This is a genomic window from Klebsiella sp. C349492 (assembly GCF_042055345.1).
GTDB classification, from domain to species: Bacteria; Pseudomonadota; Gammaproteobacteria; order Enterobacterales; family Enterobacteriaceae; genus Klebsiella; species Klebsiella scottii.
The window spans coordinates 36911-51416 of record NZ_JANQCE010000010.1 but is presented as its reverse complement, the minus strand read 5'-3'; the positions used below and the strand labels follow the sequence as shown (position 1 = coordinate 51416).

The window sequence follows — 14506 nt, the reverse complement described above, 5'->3', positions numbered from 1 at the left end:
AGGATTAACATGTCTGAGAGTACTTCCGCGCCGTTGTATCTGCTGAGAGGTTTACAGCTCATCGGATGGCGCGATATGCAGCATGCGCTGGATTTTCTCTACGCTGACGGCGCAATTCGTCAGGGTACGCTGGTGGCGATCAATGCCGAAAAGATGCTGGCAGTCGAGGACGATCCCGAGGTTCGGGCGCTGATTGAAGCGGCTGAATTTAAATATGCCGATGGCATTAGCGTGGTGCGTTCATTACGTAAAAAATATCCTCAGGCGCAGGTATCGCGCGTGGCGGGGGCCGACTTATGGGAAGCCCTGATGCAACGCGCCGGGGCCCAGGGCACGCCGGTCTTTCTGATCGGCGGCAAGCCGGAGGTGCTGGCCCAGACCTGTACGCAGCTGCGCCAGCGCTGGAACGTTAACATTGTCGGTAGCCAGGACGGCTATTTCTCCGCCGACCGGCGTCAGGAGCTGTTTGAGCGCATCCGCGACAGCGGAGCCGGGATTGTCACCGTCGCGATGGGCTCGCCGCGCCAGGAGATCCTGATGCGTGACTGCCGGCTGGTCTATCCCCAGGCGCTCTATATGGGCGTGGGCGGCACCTACGACGTATTTACCGGCCACGTTCACCGGGCGCCAAAGTTCTGGCAGGACATGGGGCTGGAGTGGTTTTATCGTTTGATATCACAGCCCAGCCGGATTAAAAGACAGATCAGACTGCTGCGATATTTACGTTGGTATTATACCGGTCAGCTCTAATATTCCACTGCAAACTGGCGCATTTTCACACATATTCTGTGTAATGTATTCGCCTGGCTGATACTTTATTTGCCATTTCGGAAAAATTAATTAACCATTCGCATGCTTAATGCGCGCCGGCACTCTTTACCGGCGCGCAGGCAGGGCTATTTCATTTCACATATTTATAAAAATAACCGGTATATGCGCGGGACCTTCAGAAGGGCATCAAGGCGGCTCATCCGTTAACTTTCCGACATCGATAATCATGACGGAGGGACGGGTACGTGCTGCCAATAAAGAGGCCGTTCGGCGAGGAACAGCTAAAAACCCGGAGCAGGGCAAACACAAGAGGCTATATGACTAAGAAAAAAGCGGAACTTCAGCGCGGGCTGGAGGCCAGGCACATTGAGCTAATCGCCCTTGGCGGTACGATTGGCGTCGGTTTATTTATGGGATCGGCGAGTACGCTGAAATGGGCCGGCCCGTCCGTCCTGCTGGCGTATATTATTGCGGGCTTATTTGTCTTCTTTATCATGCGTTCGATGGGGGAGATGCTGTTTCTTGAACCGGTAACCGGTTCGTTCGCCGTTTACGCCCACCGCTATATGAGCCCGTTCTTCGGCTATCTTACCGCCTGGTCCTACTGGTTTATGTGGATGGCTGTAGGGATATCGGAGATTACGGCCATCGGGGTTTACGTCCAGTTCTGGTTCCCTGAGATGGCGCAGTGGATACCGGCCCTGATTGCCGTTGGGCTGGTGGCATTGGCGAACCTGGCGGCGGTACGCCTGTACGGTGAGATCGAGTTCTGGTTTGCGATGATTAAGGTCACGACCATCATCGTGATGATTGTGGTCGGGCTGGGGGTTATTTTCTTTGGCTTTGGTAACGGTGGGCACTCTATCGGCTTTGGCAACCTGACCGAACACGGCGGCTTCTTTGCCGGCGGCTGGAAGGGCTTCCTGACCGCGCTGTGTATTGTCGTTGCCTCCTACCAGGGCGTTGAGCTTATCGGTATTACCGCTGGAGAAGCGAAGAACCCGCAGGTGACCCTGCGCAGCGCGGTCGGCAAAGTTCTGTGGCGTATCCTTATTTTTTACGTAGGCGCCATTTTCGTCATTGTGACTATCTTCCCGTGGAATCAGATTGGCTCCGGCGGCAGCCCGTTCGTGCTGACCTTTGCTAAGATCGGCATCACGGCGGCGGCGGGCATTATCAACTTTGTGGTGCTGACGGCCGCGCTTTCCGGCTGCAATAGCGGAATGTATAGCTGTGGGCGCATGCTCTACGCGCTGGCCAAAAACCGTCAGCTACCGGCGGCAGTCGGCAAGGTCTCCCGCAACGGCGTACCGGCGGCAGGCGTCGCGCTGTCGATCCTGATTCTGCTGGTCGGCTCCTGCCTGAACTATATTATTCCTAATCCACAGCGGGTATTCGTCTACGTCTACAGCGCCAGCGTGCTGCCGGGGATGGTGCCGTGGTTTGTGATCCTGATTAGCCAGCTGCGTTTTCGTCGCGCGCACCGGGCGGCGATGGCCAGCCACCCGTTCCGCTCGCTGCTCTTCCCGTGGGCGAACTATTTTACGATGGCATTTCTGGTTTGCGTGCTGATCGGCATGGGTTTTAACGACGATACCCGGATGTCGCTGTTTGTCGGAATTCTTTTTCTTGCCCTGGTGACCCTTATTTATAAGGTTTTTGGCCTCGGGCGGCATGGAAATGTCGACAAAGCGACGGAATAAGCAGCAAAGCGAATAAAGTGTGAGCAAACGGAAATTTTATTTAAAAAGGCACTAGACAGCGGGGGGGGAAGTCCGTAATATCCGACCCCGCAACGGCGCTAAGCGCCCGTAGCTCAGCTGGATAGAGCGCTGCCCTCCGGAGGCAGAGGTCTCAGGTTCGAATCCTGTCGGGCGCACCATTTAACCCGGTGCTTGAGCTGCGGTGGACTGTTTAAGACAGTGCCGCGTGAAAAGATTTGTAGTGGTGGCTATAGCTCAGTTGGTAGAGCCCTGGATTGTGATTCCAGTTGTCGTGGGTTCGAATCCCATTAGCCACCCCATTATTTGATAGAGTTGTGAATTGCGAAGGTGGCGGAATTGGTAGACGCGCTAGCTTCAGGTGTTAGTGTCCTTAGGATGTGGGGGTTCGAGTCCCCCCCCTCGCACCACGACTTTAAAGAATTGAACTAAAAATTCAAAAAGCAGTATATCGGCGAGTAGCGCAGCTTGGTAGCGCAACTGGTTTGGGACCAGTGGGTCGGAGGTTCGAATCCTCTCTCGCCGACCAATTTTGAACCCCGCTTCGGCGGGGTTTTTTGTTTTCTGCTATCGCGAAAACTTCTTGTATCTCCCTGATTTAAAAAATAAAACATCCCCGGCTCTGGCAAAATTTTTCGTCCAGAAAACTCTCAATTCGCCATCGGGGGAGATGTCATCTCCACAGAACCTGTGCGATAATAACCGGGTAGATGCTCATTCCATCTCTTATGTTCGCCTTAGTGCCTCATAAACTCAGGAATGATGCAGAGCCGTTTACGGTGCTTATCGTCCACTGACAGATGTCGCCATTCTATATCTGGTCTCATCAAACACCATGGACACGACGTTGAGTGAAGCACCCAATTTGTTGTCAAACAGACCTGTTTTAACGCCCGCCCTGATTATCAGTGCGGGCGTTTTTTTCTTTCAGGGACCGGTAAGAAAAGGGCAGGGGATAAACAGAGAAGGGGCGCGGCGAGAAGAGAGCTGTCGCCCCTGATGAGGCGACAGCTGCAGGAAGGACGGCTACTGCGGCGTATTGTTCTGCAGGGTTAGCAGCAGGCCATCGCGGCGCAGAGCGGCTGCCTCTTCCGGCTGATGCAGGCGGTCGAGCGTATCGGCCAGCCAGGCGTAGTCAAACGCATCCGGGCGCTGCTTCAGCGCGGCGCGGAACGCGATGCTGGCTTCCTGCCATTCGCCATGGCGCATCAGCGATTGCCCCAGCGTACTCCACAGCAGCGGACGATCGCCGACGGTTTTGATCTGCTGGCGCAGCACTTTTTCCAGCTGTTCCGGATTATTGGTCTTCAGGCGCGGGATAAGCATCACCAGACGATCGTCATACTGCTTTTTCAGGCCGTCGATAATAATTTGCTGCGCGGTATCGTGGTCATCGCTCTCAATGAGCAGATTCGCCATCGCCACCTGCAGCGCGACCTGGCCACGCGTTTTACGGCTTTGGTTTTTCCACCATTCGCGCAGGCCTTCGCTGCCCCGATCGGCCAGCGTCTTATCCATTAAACCGATCCACGCCTGCTGCTCCAGCGCGGCGCGATGCTCTTCATCGTTGACGTTGGCTTTTGCCATGGACGGGATGATATCCAGCAGCGAGTGCCACGCGCCGGTGCGGGTGTAGGCCTGTTCCGCCAGACGCAGGACTTCAGGATGTCGGGGAGTGATTTCCAGCAGTTTATCAATACCGTGGCGAGCCGCATGATTTTCATTACGCGCCAGCTGCAGGCGCACGCGGGCAATCTCTACCGGGATCAGATCGTCTCCGGCCAGCTCCGTCGCGCGCTCAAGATGCTGATTGGCGCGGGCTTCATCGCCGCGCTGCTGAGCCGCTTCCGCCGCCAGAAGATAGTTAACCACCGGCTGCTCGGCGTGATCGGCATTTTTGGCCATCAGCTTTTCAACCTGCTGGTAGTCGCCTTCAGCCAGTTTTAGCAGCGCCTGCTCGGTTTGCTTACGCGCGCGGCGGCGTTTACGTCCTACGAACCAGCCGCGGGTATGCGCGCTGGTGCGAAAAATACGCCGCAGCAACCATTCAATGGCGAACAGCACCACCATCGTGAGGATCAGCACGATCGCCAGGCCGGTGACGCTGGTTTCAATGTTGTAGTTATCGGTTTGGATCAGCACATAGCCCTGATGCCCGGAAATGATGGGGCCGATAACGATCCCGGCGATCAGCAGTGCGAAGAGTAAGAGAATTTTCAACATGCGTTACTCTCCTTGTGGCGCAGGCGCTGGTGCCGGCACGGCTGGCGTCGGGGCAGGAGCCGGGGGAGCGCTCTGCGCGACGGCGGGCTGTGCCATCAGATTACGTACTCGCGTCTGCATCAGCTTCTCAAGTATTGCCTGACTCTGCAGATTTTCCGGTACGCTCATGGTGATGCTCTGCTGGCTCAGCTTATCGACTTCCTCAAGGAAGGCTTTGGTTGTGGCATCGTCAGTATCGTAATAGGCGCGGACCCAGGTCGACACGTTTTCCAGGGCCTGCTTGTACGTCTCTTCCTGGTGGCGCGGAACCGCCTGCGCGGCGACCAGCAGACGGGAGCGAATATTCTCGCGCAGGTAGACGTCCTGGTTCGGCGCCAGCAGCGGTACTGCCGTTTCGTCGCGGCGGCGGATGGTGATAAAGCTGTCCATAAAGCTCTGCCAGCTCTTCTGCAGGTTAATGCGCCACTCACCGATTGAGCTGGATAGCTCTTCGCTGTCGGAATCCATCGGGGAATCGTCGTCGTTATTATCCGCAAGACGCAGGTTGTCTATCTGATTAGCAAGCTGATTCACTTTGAGAATGATGCCGTCGTAGTCGACCTGGCTTACCGCCGAGAGCGAGGCGATATCGTCGGTGATGGCGCGACGGGCGCCAATCAGGCTGGGGTCGTTCATGTCGGCGAGGCTGGCGTCGGCGCTTTTTAGCAGCGCGGCGGCGGTCGTGACGTCCTGATCGCTCCACAGCTTGCGTCCGGCGACTTTCACCAGAAAATCAGCCTGAGCCAGCAGCCAGGTTTTGGCGTCGCTGCCGGAGATAACGGCCACTTTCTGCTGCACTTCTTCCAGCTGCTTCGCCAGCGCATCCTGCTGACTTTTGGCCGCGGTCAGCTGGTCAGCCTGCTGCCTGATGATGCCTTCGAGTTCGGTTTTTTGGCCTTCCTGCGATTTTTGCAGGGCCGCAATTTGCGCGGCTAACGCTGAGCTGGCCGCGTTTTGTCGGGATAGCTGCTGCTTGTGCACGCTGTACAGGCCCACGCCGGCGGCGAGGGCAATAGCGATAGCGACCGCGCTCAAAACGAGACTGGTTTTATTCCCGCCGTTTTCCTTCCCGGTTTTCTCTGGCTGTGGCGTCTTTTCCACGGCCTCCCTGGTCTCTTCAACCACGGCGGATTGATTTTGTTGTTCCGTCATTATGGCTTCCAATGTTGAGAGTTATTGTAATGCGCGTAGCAGCGTATCGTTGTCGGCGCTTTCGGCAACCTGGATATCCTGCCAGCCCAATTCCCGTGCCTGCTGGGCCAGGCGCTCGCTGACAACTAAAATGCGACAGCGGAGGAGCCACCGTTCTCGATACCATTGCGGGATCAGCGTCCAAAGCTGTTGCAGCATCTCACCGCTGGTAATGACCAGCGTGGAGACGCCGCGAGACTGCCAGCGCATTGCTTCTTCTGCACCATCATAATGCTTTGCACAACGTTGATAGCACTCACAAAAAGTGACATCAGCGCCGCGCTCGCGGAGCGTTTCGCCGAGTAGTTCCCGGCCGCCGTTGCCGCGAAGCAGGAGGGCCTTCTTACCAGCAATGTTTTGTAATTCAGGTAATTGTAGCAAGACTTCGCTGATTTCCCGATCTAATGGGTAGCGAATATTGTGGCCGCTGACCTTATGCAGAGCCAGCGCCGTGGTGCGGCCAATGGCAAAATAGCCGGGAGCCAGCGGCCAGCGCAGGGCCTGCTGCTGCAGGCGAGCGTGGGCAAACTCCACGGCGTGCTGCGAAAGGGCGAACAATAAATCGCCCGCGGAGAGGGCCGCCAGCCGGTCGCTGAGCGTGTGCAGCTCGCGGCCGGGCGTAAATTCAATGAGCGGAAAGCTCCAGGCCACGTGTCCCAGCCCGCGCAGGCGGCTGACCAGCTCTTCGCCTTGCGGCAGCGGACGGGTGACCAGGATACTCATCGTGGCGCGTCTCCGGCATAAACGGCGGTCAGGATCTCCCGGGCGCCATTATCCAGCAGCTCTTCCGCCAGAGAGACGCCAAGGCGCTCGGCGTCTTCCGGGCGTCCGCGGCGCTCGCCGTGAACCATCTGCGAACCGTCCGGCGCGCCGACCAGCGCGCGTAGCCACAGCTCGCCGTCAATAAGCTCGGCGTAGCTGCCGATCGGCACCTGACAGCCGCCCTCAAGACGGGTATTCATTGCCCGCTCGGCGCGAACACGTATTGCCGTTGGCGCATGGTTCAGCGGCGCCAGCAGAGCTTGCGTCCATTCGTCGTCAAGCCGACACTCAATGCCGACTGCGCCCTGGCCGACGGCGGGCAGCGACTGTTCAGGGCTTAACGGTTGGCGAATTCGCGCTTCGAGCCCCAGGCGTAGCAGCCCCGCAGCGGCGAGAATAATTGCGTCATACTCACCGCTATCAAGTTTACCCAGCCGGGTACCGACGTTGCCGCGCAGGGAGCGAATCTGCAGATCCGGGCGCTGTGCGGCCAGCTGACACTGGCGGCGTAAACTTGATGTGCCAACAATGCTGCCCTGAGGCAGCGCGTCAATGGAAGCATAGTGATTTGAGACAAAAGCGTCGCGAGGATCTTCGCGTTCACAAATGGTTACCAGTCCCAGACCCTCGGGAAACTCGACGGGAACATCCTTCATGGAATGCACGGCGATATCGGCGCGCCCTTCCATAATGGCAAGCTCTAACTCTTTGACAAACAGGCCCTTGCCACCCACTTTTGCGAGGGGTGTATCAAGGAGCACGTCGCCGCGTGTGACCATTGGCACCAGTTCAACCTTGAGCTCCGGATGGCAGGACTCAAGGCGCTCTTTCACATAATGCGCCTGCCATAGCGCAAGTGGGCTTTGCCGTGTGGCAATTTTCAAAACTTTGTCTAACATGCTTGTTACCGTCATTGTCGACCACAAACCATCCTAACATTGTTGTCTTATGGATGTTAGTTTTGTGGGTCAGGGCCTTGGCGATCTCTTTATTGGCCTTTTATGCGCATACCGGTTGCCGAACCGTAGAGAGGAATTTACACGCACTAAACGGTGCTACACTTGTATGTAGCGCATCTTTCTTTACGGTCAATCAGCAAGGTGTTAGATTGATCACGTTTTAAACCATTTGTCCGTCAGCAGTTCATCACAACCACACCGACGACGAATGGTGACGGTTTTTGTTGAAATACTGAAACCCGGTACTGGCTATGGTACGGCGGGTTTTTGAACATCAGGCGATATGTCTTGTACCTCTATATTGAGACGCTGAAACAGAGACTGGATGCCATCAACCAACTGCGCGTAGATCGCGCGCTTGCTGCTATGGGGCCCGCTTTCCAGCAGGTTTACAGTCTACTGCCGACATTACTACATTATCATCACCCGTTGATGCCGGGTTACCTTGACGGTAACGTTCCCCGAGGCATTTGCCTTTACACGCCTGATGAAACCCAACGCCACTACCTTGACGAGCTTGAGCTGCACCGCGGAATGCTGACGCAGGAGCCGCCGAAAGGCGAGCTGCCGATCACTGGCCTTTACTCCATGGGCAGCACCTCATCCGTCGGCCAAAGCTGCTCTTCCGACCTTGATATATGGGTATGCCACCAGGCCTGGCTCGATACCGATGAGCGCCAGCTGCTGCAGCGTAAATGCAGCCTGCTGGAGAGCTGGGCGGCGTCGCTGGGCGTGGAAGTCAGCTTCTTCCTGATCGATGAAAACCGCTTCCGCCATAACGAAAGCGGTAGCCTGGGCGGTGAAGACTGCGGCTCAACGCAGCATATCCTGCTGCTGGACGAATTCTATCGTACCGCCGTGCGCCTTGCCGGTAAGCGTATTCTGTGGAATATGGTGCCGTGCGACGAAGAAGAGCACTATGACGACTATGTCATGAGCCTCTACGCGCAGGGCGTGCTGACGCCGAACGAATGGCTGGATCTCGGCGGCCTGAGCTCGCTGTCGGCGGAAGAGTATTTCGGCGCCAGCCTGTGGCAGCTGTATAAAAGCATTGATTCGCCTTATAAGGCGGTGCTGAAAACGCTGCTGCTGGAAGCCTATTCCTGGGAATATCCAAATAACCGCCTGCTGGCGAAAGATATTAAACAGCGCCTGCACGACGGCGAGATCGTTTCGTTCGGTCTCGATCCTTACTGCATGATGCTGGAACGCGTCACGATCTACCTGCAGGCCATCGGGGACGATACGCGTCTCGACCTGGTACGCCGCTGTTTCTACCTCAAAGTGTGCGAAAAGCTGAGCCGCGAGCGCGCCTGCGTAGGCTGGCGTCGTGAGGTGGTGAGCCACCTGGTGAAAGAGTGGGGCTGGGATGAAAAGCGTCTGGCGATGCTGGACAACCGGGCCAACTGGAAGATCGACGAAGTACGTAAAGCGCACAACGAACTGCTTGATGCGATGATGCAGAGCTACCGCAACCTGATTCGTTTTGCGCGTCGCAACAACCTGAGCGTTTCCGCCAGCCCGCAGGATATTGGCGTGCTGACCCGTAAGCTGTATGCGGCGTTTGAAGCGCTGCCGGGGAAAGTAACCCTGGTTAACCCGCAGATATCGCCGGATCTGTCCGAACCAAATCTGACCTTTATCCACGTGCCGCCGGGCCGTGCTAACCGCACCGGCTGGTACGTCTATAATCGCGCGCCGGATATGGAATCGATCGTTAGCCATCAGCCGCTGGAATATAACCGCTATCTTAACAAGCTGGTGGCATGGGCGTGGTTTAACGGCCTGCTGACGTCGCGTACCCGGCTGTTTATTAAGGGTAACGGCATTGTCGACCTGGCGAAGCTGCAGGAGATGGTGGCCGATGTTGCCCACCACTTCCCTTTACGCCTGCCTTCACCCACGCCGAAAGCGCTGTATAGCCCCTGCGAAATCCGCCATCTGGCGATTATCGTTAACCTTGAATACGATCCGACCGCAGCGTTCCGCAATCAGGTGGTGCATTTTGACTTCCGCAAGCTGGACGTATTTAGCTTTGGCGAAGAGCAGAAGTGCCTGATAGGCAGCGTGGACCTGCTGTATCGTAACTCGTGGAACGAAGTGCGAACCCTGCACTTTAACGGCGAGCAGGCGATGATCGAAGCGCTGAAGACCATTCTGGGTAAAATGCACCAGGACGCCGCGCCGCCGGATAGCGTTGAAGTGTTCTGCTATAGCCAGCATCTGCGCGGACTTATCCGCACCCGCGTGCAGCAGCTGGTCTCCGAGTGCATTGAGCTACGCCTTTCCAGCACCCGTCAGGATACCGGCCGCTTCAAGGCGCTGCGCGTGTCCGGACAGACGTGGGGCCTGTTCTTCGAGCGTCTTAACGTCTCGGTGCAGAAGCTGGAAAATGCCATCGAATTCTATGGCGCCATCTCGCACAACAAGCTGCACGGCCTGTCGGTTCAGGTGGAAACCAACCACGTTAAGCTGCCGCAGGTGGTCGATGGTTTTGCCAGCGAAGGGATTATTCAGTTCTTCTTTGAAGATGCGGATAACGACAGCGGGTTTAATATCTATATTCTCGATGAGAGCAATCGCGCCGAGGTTTACCATCACTGTGAAGGCAGTAAAGAGGAGCTGGTGCGCGACGTTAGCCGCTTCTACTCGTCATCGCACGACCGGTTCACCTACGGTTCCAGCTTTATCAACTTCAACCTGCCGCAGTTCTACCAGATCGTTGACGTTGACGGCCGGCCTCAGGTCATTCCCTTCCGTAGCCAGGCAATCGGCGCCGTGACGGCACCGATGAATCAGGATGCCGCGGTGTCGCCGATGCTCCAGCAGCACTACTCCTGATATCGCGCAGTATTCCCCGGCTGCGCGAGGCGTACCGGGGCTACCGATGAGCGCAGTCGGCTTTAACGGAAACTCACCGCTTCGCCTGCCTGCTGGGTTGCCGCCTGCTCCAGCAGATCCCAGAAGGCTTCGCCGCTGCGATCGCAAATCCACTCATCGCCTTTCAGGTCAAAATGGTAGCCGCCCTGTTTGGTCGCCAGCCAGACCTGATGCAGCGGTTCCTGACGGTTAATGATGATTTTGCTGCCGTTTTCAAAGCTAATGGTCAGCACGCCGCCGTTAATCTCACAATCGATATCGCTATCGCCGTCCCACTCGTCCAGGCGCTCTTCGATAGTCATCCACAGGCTGTCAGCCAGGCGATGGAATTCACTGTCATTCATGGTTCTACCCTGCTTTTTTGAAGATGGCGGCAGTATAGCGCGAAACAAAAGCGCGCGCAGTCGGATGCTAAACGCTTGCTTTTACGTCTTCTCCTGCGATGATAGAAAGCAGAAAGAATGACTCACGGGCAACTATCAATGAAAAACCTTTTTCCTACGCTTGCCGTTCTGCTGGCGATCTTCAGCCTCACCGGCTGTGGTCTGAAGGGGCCGCTGTATTTCCCACCGGCGGATAAAACGGCGCCGCCGCCGACCAAACCGGTCGATAGCGGTATCCAGAGCGCAACGCCGGATCGTAACGATCGCGGCGATAGCGGTGGCCCGACCCAGGTAGACTACTGACGATACTCCCGGGGATGCACGGCTTGCCGTCTTCCTGAAACGCAAATTAGTTAGAGTACAGATGATGCAGTTTTCTAAAATGCATGGCCTGGGTAACGACTTTATGGTCGTTGACGCGGTAACACAGAATGTTTTTTTCTCTCCGGAGCTGATTCGCCGGCTGGCAGACAGGCATCTTGGCGTTGGCTTCGATCAGCTGCTGGTTGTCGAGCCGCCCTACGATCCGGATCTGGATTTTCATTACCGCATCTTTAACGCTGACGGCAGCGAAGTGTCGCAGTGCGGCAACGGCGCGCGCTGCTTTGCGCGGTTCGTGCGTCTGAAAGGCCTGACCAATAAACGTGATATCCGCGTCAGCACGGCGAACGGGCGTATGGTATTAAGCGTAACGGAAGACGATCTGGTGCGGGTGAATATGGGCGAGCCGAACTTCGAGCCGTCCCAGGTCCCGTTCCGCGCGAACAAAGCGGAAAAGACCTATATTATGCGCGCCGCTGAACAGACAGTATTGTGCGGCGTGGTCTCAATGGGGAACCCGCACTGCGTCATTCAGGTCGATGATGTGGAAACCGCGGCGGTGGAAACGCTTGGCCCGGTGATGGAAAGCCACGAACGCTTCCCGGAACGCGCGAACATCGGTTTTATGCAGATAGTCGAGCGTCATCGCATTCGCCTGCGCGTCTATGAACGCGGCGCAGGCGAGACTCAGGCCTGCGGCAGCGGCGCCTGCGCGGCGGTCGCGGTTGGCATCCAACAGGGACTGCTGGCCGAGGAAGTGCGCGTGGAATTACCAGGCGGGCGTCTTGATATCGCCTGGAAAGGCCCGGGTCAACCGTTGTTTATGACTGGCCCGGCGGCACACGTCTACGACGGATTTATTCATCTATGAAACAAGTCGGGGAAGAACAGCAGGATACGATCGGCGCGCTGGATGACCGCGCGGTGGTGGACTATCTGTTGCAACATCCTGAATTCTTTATTCGTAATGCTGCTCTTGTGGAGCACATGCAGGTTCCTCACCCGGTTCGGGGCTCCGTTTCGCTGGTAGAGTGGCACATGGCCCGCGCGCGTAATCATATCAACGTGCTGGAAGAGAACATGACGCTGCTGATGGAGCAGGCGACGGCCAACGAAAGCCTGTTCCAGCGGCTCTTTCATCTGCAGACGCGGCTGGCGGCGGCAGACAGCCTCGATGAGATGCTCAATCGCTTTCATCGCTGGGCCCGCGAGCTGGGCCTGGCCGGAGCGACGGTGCGTCTGTTCCCCGATAGCTGGCGGCTCGGCGCGCCCTCAAAGTTCACCCACCTGGCGTTGACCCGACAGGCCTTTGAACCCGTGCGTATTCAGCGTCTCAGGCAAGAGCGCCACTACCTCGGTCCGCTGAACGGGCCGGAGCTGCTGGTGGTGCTGCCGGAAGCGAAAGCCATCGGTTCGGTGGCGATGTCGCTGCTGGGCGGCGATGATGCGCCCGGCGTTATGCTGTTCAGCAGCCGCGATGCGCAGCACTATCAGCAGGGACAGGGCACGCAGCTGCTGCAGGAAATAGCCCAGATGCTGCCAGGACTGCTGGAGCGCTGGGTTGAACGCGCATGACCGACTCTCCTCTGTTTGCCTCCGTCGCCCGTTTCCTGCGCTATCTTGGCGTGGAGCGTCAGCTTAGCCCGATTACGCTGCTTAACTACCGACGCCAGCTTGATGCGCTGATCGCGCTTGCTGAAAGCGCTGGCTTAAAAAGCTGGCAGCAGTGCGATGCGGCCCAGGTGCGCGGCCTGGCGGTGCGGAGTCGAAAACAGGGATTGGGTCCGGCAAGCCTGGCGCTGCGCCTTTCCGCGTTGCGCAGCTTTTTTGACTGGCTGGTGGCGCAGGGCGAGCTTACCGCGAACCCGGCAAAGGGGATTTCGGCGCCTAAAATACCGCGCCATTTACCGAAAAATATCGACGTTGATGACGTGAACCGACTGCTGGATATCGATCTGAACGATCCGCTGGCGGTACGCGACCGGGCGATGCTGGAAGTGATGTACGGCGCGGGTCTGCGTCTTTCTGAGCTGGTGAATCTCGACATTAAGCACCTCGACCTGGAGTCGGGAGAAGTGTGGGTGATGGGGAAAGGCAGTAAAGAGCGCCGGCTGCCGATTGGCCGCAGCGCGGTGGCGTGGATTGAACACTGGCTTGATTTGCGCGGGCTGTTCGGCACCGATGACGACGCGCTGTTTTTGTCGAAGCTCGGCAAACGCATCTCCGCGCGTAATGTTCAAAAACGTTTTGCCGAATGGGGAATTAAGCAGGGATTGAACAGCCACGTTCATCCGCACAAGCTGCGCCACTCCTTTGCCACGCATATGCTGGAATCGAGCGGCGATCTGCGCGGCGTGCAGGAGCTGCTGGGCCATGCCAACCTCTCCACCACTCAAATTTATACCCATCTTGACTTTCAACACCTTGCCTCGGTGTACGATGCGGCGCATCCGCGCGCCAAACGGGGGAAATAATGCGCTTTTACCGACCTCTGGGCCAGATTTCAGCACTGACGTTTGACCTGGACGATACCCTTTATGACAACCGCCCGGTCATCGACCGGACGCTGCACGAGTCGCTGGCCTTCGTGCGCAGCTACCATCCTTCGCTGAGCGAGTTCGATGCCCACCATCTGCAGCAGCTGCGCCAGACGCTGCTGCAGACCGAACCGGATATTTACCACGACGTGACCGAATGGCGACGCCGGGCCCTGGTGCTGGGAATGATGAACGCCGGACTCTCTGCGGCGCAGGCCGAATCCGGCGCCGATGCGGCGATGGCAAACTTTGCCCACTGGCGCAGCCTGATTGACGTACCGCAGGAAACCCACGATACCCTGGCCGCGCTGGCGGAAAAATGGCCGCTGGTGGCGGTGACTAACGGCAATGCGCAGCCGGAACTGTTCGGCCTGAGCGACTATTTCCGCTTTGTGCTGCGCGCCGGGCCGGATGGTCGTTCTAAGCCGTTCGCCGATATGTATCATCTGGCGGCGGAACGGCTGGCGCTGCCGCTGGGCCGGATACTGCACGTAGGCGATGACCTGACGACCGACGTGGCGGGCTCCATCCGCTGCGGCATGCAGGCCTGCTGGATTAAGCCGCAGGGCGCCGACCTGATGCACACCACCGACAGCCGGCTGCTGCCGCACATTGAAATTTCGCGGTTGGCATCTCTGACCTCGCTGATATAATCACCATTAGTTCTGTATATATTAACAGTATGCCCGGTCGGCGAAGCGCTGCCGGGCGGCTCATTT

General features: G+C 57.4%; 13 protein-coding genes and 4 tRNA genes. 12 read left to right on the top strand and 5 right to left on the bottom strand.

Annotated features, from left to right (window positions below):
- Positions 1-9 precede the first annotated feature (9 nt).
- The 6 genes from wecG to NWP14_RS26180 all read left to right on the top strand — a co-directional run bounded on the left by wecG (position 10) and on the right by NWP14_RS26180 (position 3021).
- Positions 10-750 (top strand): lipopolysaccharide N-acetylmannosaminouronosyltransferase, encoded by a 741-nt coding sequence (wecG, locus tag NWP14_RS26205; RefSeq protein ID WP_095105157.1) that lies wholly within the window; start codon positions 10-12, stop codon positions 748-750.
- A 338-nt stretch (positions 751-1088) separates the two neighbouring features.
- Positions 1089-2474: an amino acid permease gene (locus NWP14_RS26200; protein WP_095105158.1), complete on the top strand. Its 1386-nt coding sequence runs from the start codon at positions 1089-1091 to the stop codon at positions 2472-2474.
- Positions 2475-2576: 102 nt separating this feature from the next.
- Positions 2577-2653: transfer RNA gene (locus NWP14_RS26195), tRNA-Arg, on the top strand.
- 65 nt (positions 2654-2718) lie between these two features.
- Positions 2719-2794 (top strand) — tRNA-His (locus NWP14_RS26190).
- A 22-nt stretch (positions 2795-2816) separates the two neighbouring features.
- Positions 2817-2902 (top strand) — tRNA-Leu (locus NWP14_RS26185).
- 42 nt (positions 2903-2944) lie between these two features.
- Positions 2945-3021: transfer RNA gene (locus NWP14_RS26180), tRNA-Pro, on the top strand.
- 497 nt (positions 3022-3518) lie between these two features.
- On the opposite strand, the gene hemY is transcribed toward NWP14_RS26180, so the two are convergent.
- The 4 genes from hemY to hemC are packed head-to-tail and all read right to left on the bottom strand — an operon-like array spanning position 3519 to position 7606.
- Positions 3519-4715, bottom strand: coding sequence for a protoheme IX biogenesis protein HemY (gene hemY / locus NWP14_RS26175; protein ID WP_095105160.1), 1197 nt, complete (start codon positions 4713-4715; stop codon positions 3519-3521).
- A gap of 3 nt (positions 4716-4718) precedes the next feature.
- A complete protein-coding gene (hemX, locus tag NWP14_RS26170) occupies positions 4719-5906 on the bottom strand; it encodes a uroporphyrinogen-III C-methyltransferase (RefSeq protein WP_375216229.1) in 1188 nt (395 codons plus the stop codon).
- Between the two features lie 21 nt (positions 5907-5927).
- Positions 5928-6668, bottom strand: a complete 741-nt coding sequence (hemD, locus tag NWP14_RS26165) for a uroporphyrinogen-III synthase (protein WP_375216228.1) — start codon at positions 6666-6668, stop codon at positions 5928-5930.
- Positions 6665-7606, bottom strand: a complete 942-nt coding sequence (gene hemC, locus NWP14_RS26160; protein WP_095105163.1) for a hydroxymethylbilane synthase — start codon at positions 7604-7606, stop codon at positions 6665-6667. Before hemC ends, hemD begins: the two co-directional genes overlap by 4 nt.
- Positions 7607-7954: 348 nt before the next feature.
- Between hemC and cyaA the strand changes: the two genes are divergently transcribed.
- Positions 7955-10507 (top strand): class I adenylate cyclase, encoded by a 2553-nt coding sequence (gene cyaA, locus NWP14_RS26155; RefSeq protein WP_095105165.1) that lies wholly within the window; start codon positions 7955-7957, stop codon positions 10505-10507.
- Positions 10508-10569: 62 nt separating this feature from the next.
- On the opposite strand, the gene cyaY is transcribed toward cyaA, so the two are convergent.
- Positions 10570-10890, bottom strand: coding sequence for an iron donor protein CyaY (cyaY, locus tag NWP14_RS26150; protein ID WP_095105166.1), 321 nt, complete (start codon positions 10888-10890; stop codon positions 10570-10572).
- Positions 10891-11028: 138 nt separating this feature from the next.
- Between cyaY and NWP14_RS26145 the strand changes: the two genes are divergently transcribed.
- The 5 genes from NWP14_RS26145 to yigB all read left to right on the top strand — a co-directional run bounded on the left by NWP14_RS26145 (position 11029) and on the right by yigB (position 14440).
- A complete protein-coding gene (locus NWP14_RS26145) occupies positions 11029-11232 on the top strand; it encodes a lipoprotein (protein WP_095105167.1) in 204 nt (67 codons plus the stop codon).
- A gap of 64 nt (positions 11233-11296) precedes the next feature.
- Positions 11297-12121, top strand: a complete 825-nt coding sequence (dapF, locus tag NWP14_RS26140; protein WP_045853712.1) for a diaminopimelate epimerase — start codon at positions 11297-11299, stop codon at positions 12119-12121.
- On the top strand, positions 12118-12825 hold the full coding sequence (locus NWP14_RS26135; protein WP_095105169.1) for a DUF484 domain-containing protein: 708 nt from the start codon (positions 12118-12120) through the stop codon (positions 12823-12825). Before dapF ends, NWP14_RS26135 begins: the two co-directional genes overlap by 4 nt.
- Positions 12822-13724: a tyrosine recombinase XerC gene (gene xerC / locus NWP14_RS26130; RefSeq protein ID WP_095105170.1), complete on the top strand. Its 903-nt coding sequence runs from the start codon at positions 12822-12824 to the stop codon at positions 13722-13724. The genes NWP14_RS26135 and xerC overlap by 4 nt, the downstream gene beginning before the upstream one ends.
- Positions 13724-14440 (top strand): 5-amino-6-(5-phospho-D-ribitylamino)uracil phosphatase YigB, encoded by a 717-nt coding sequence (gene yigB / locus NWP14_RS26125; RefSeq protein WP_375216227.1) that lies wholly within the window; start codon positions 13724-13726, stop codon positions 14438-14440. The genes xerC and yigB overlap by 1 nt, the downstream gene beginning before the upstream one ends.
- The last annotated feature ends 66 nt before the right edge of the window (positions 14441-14506 follow it).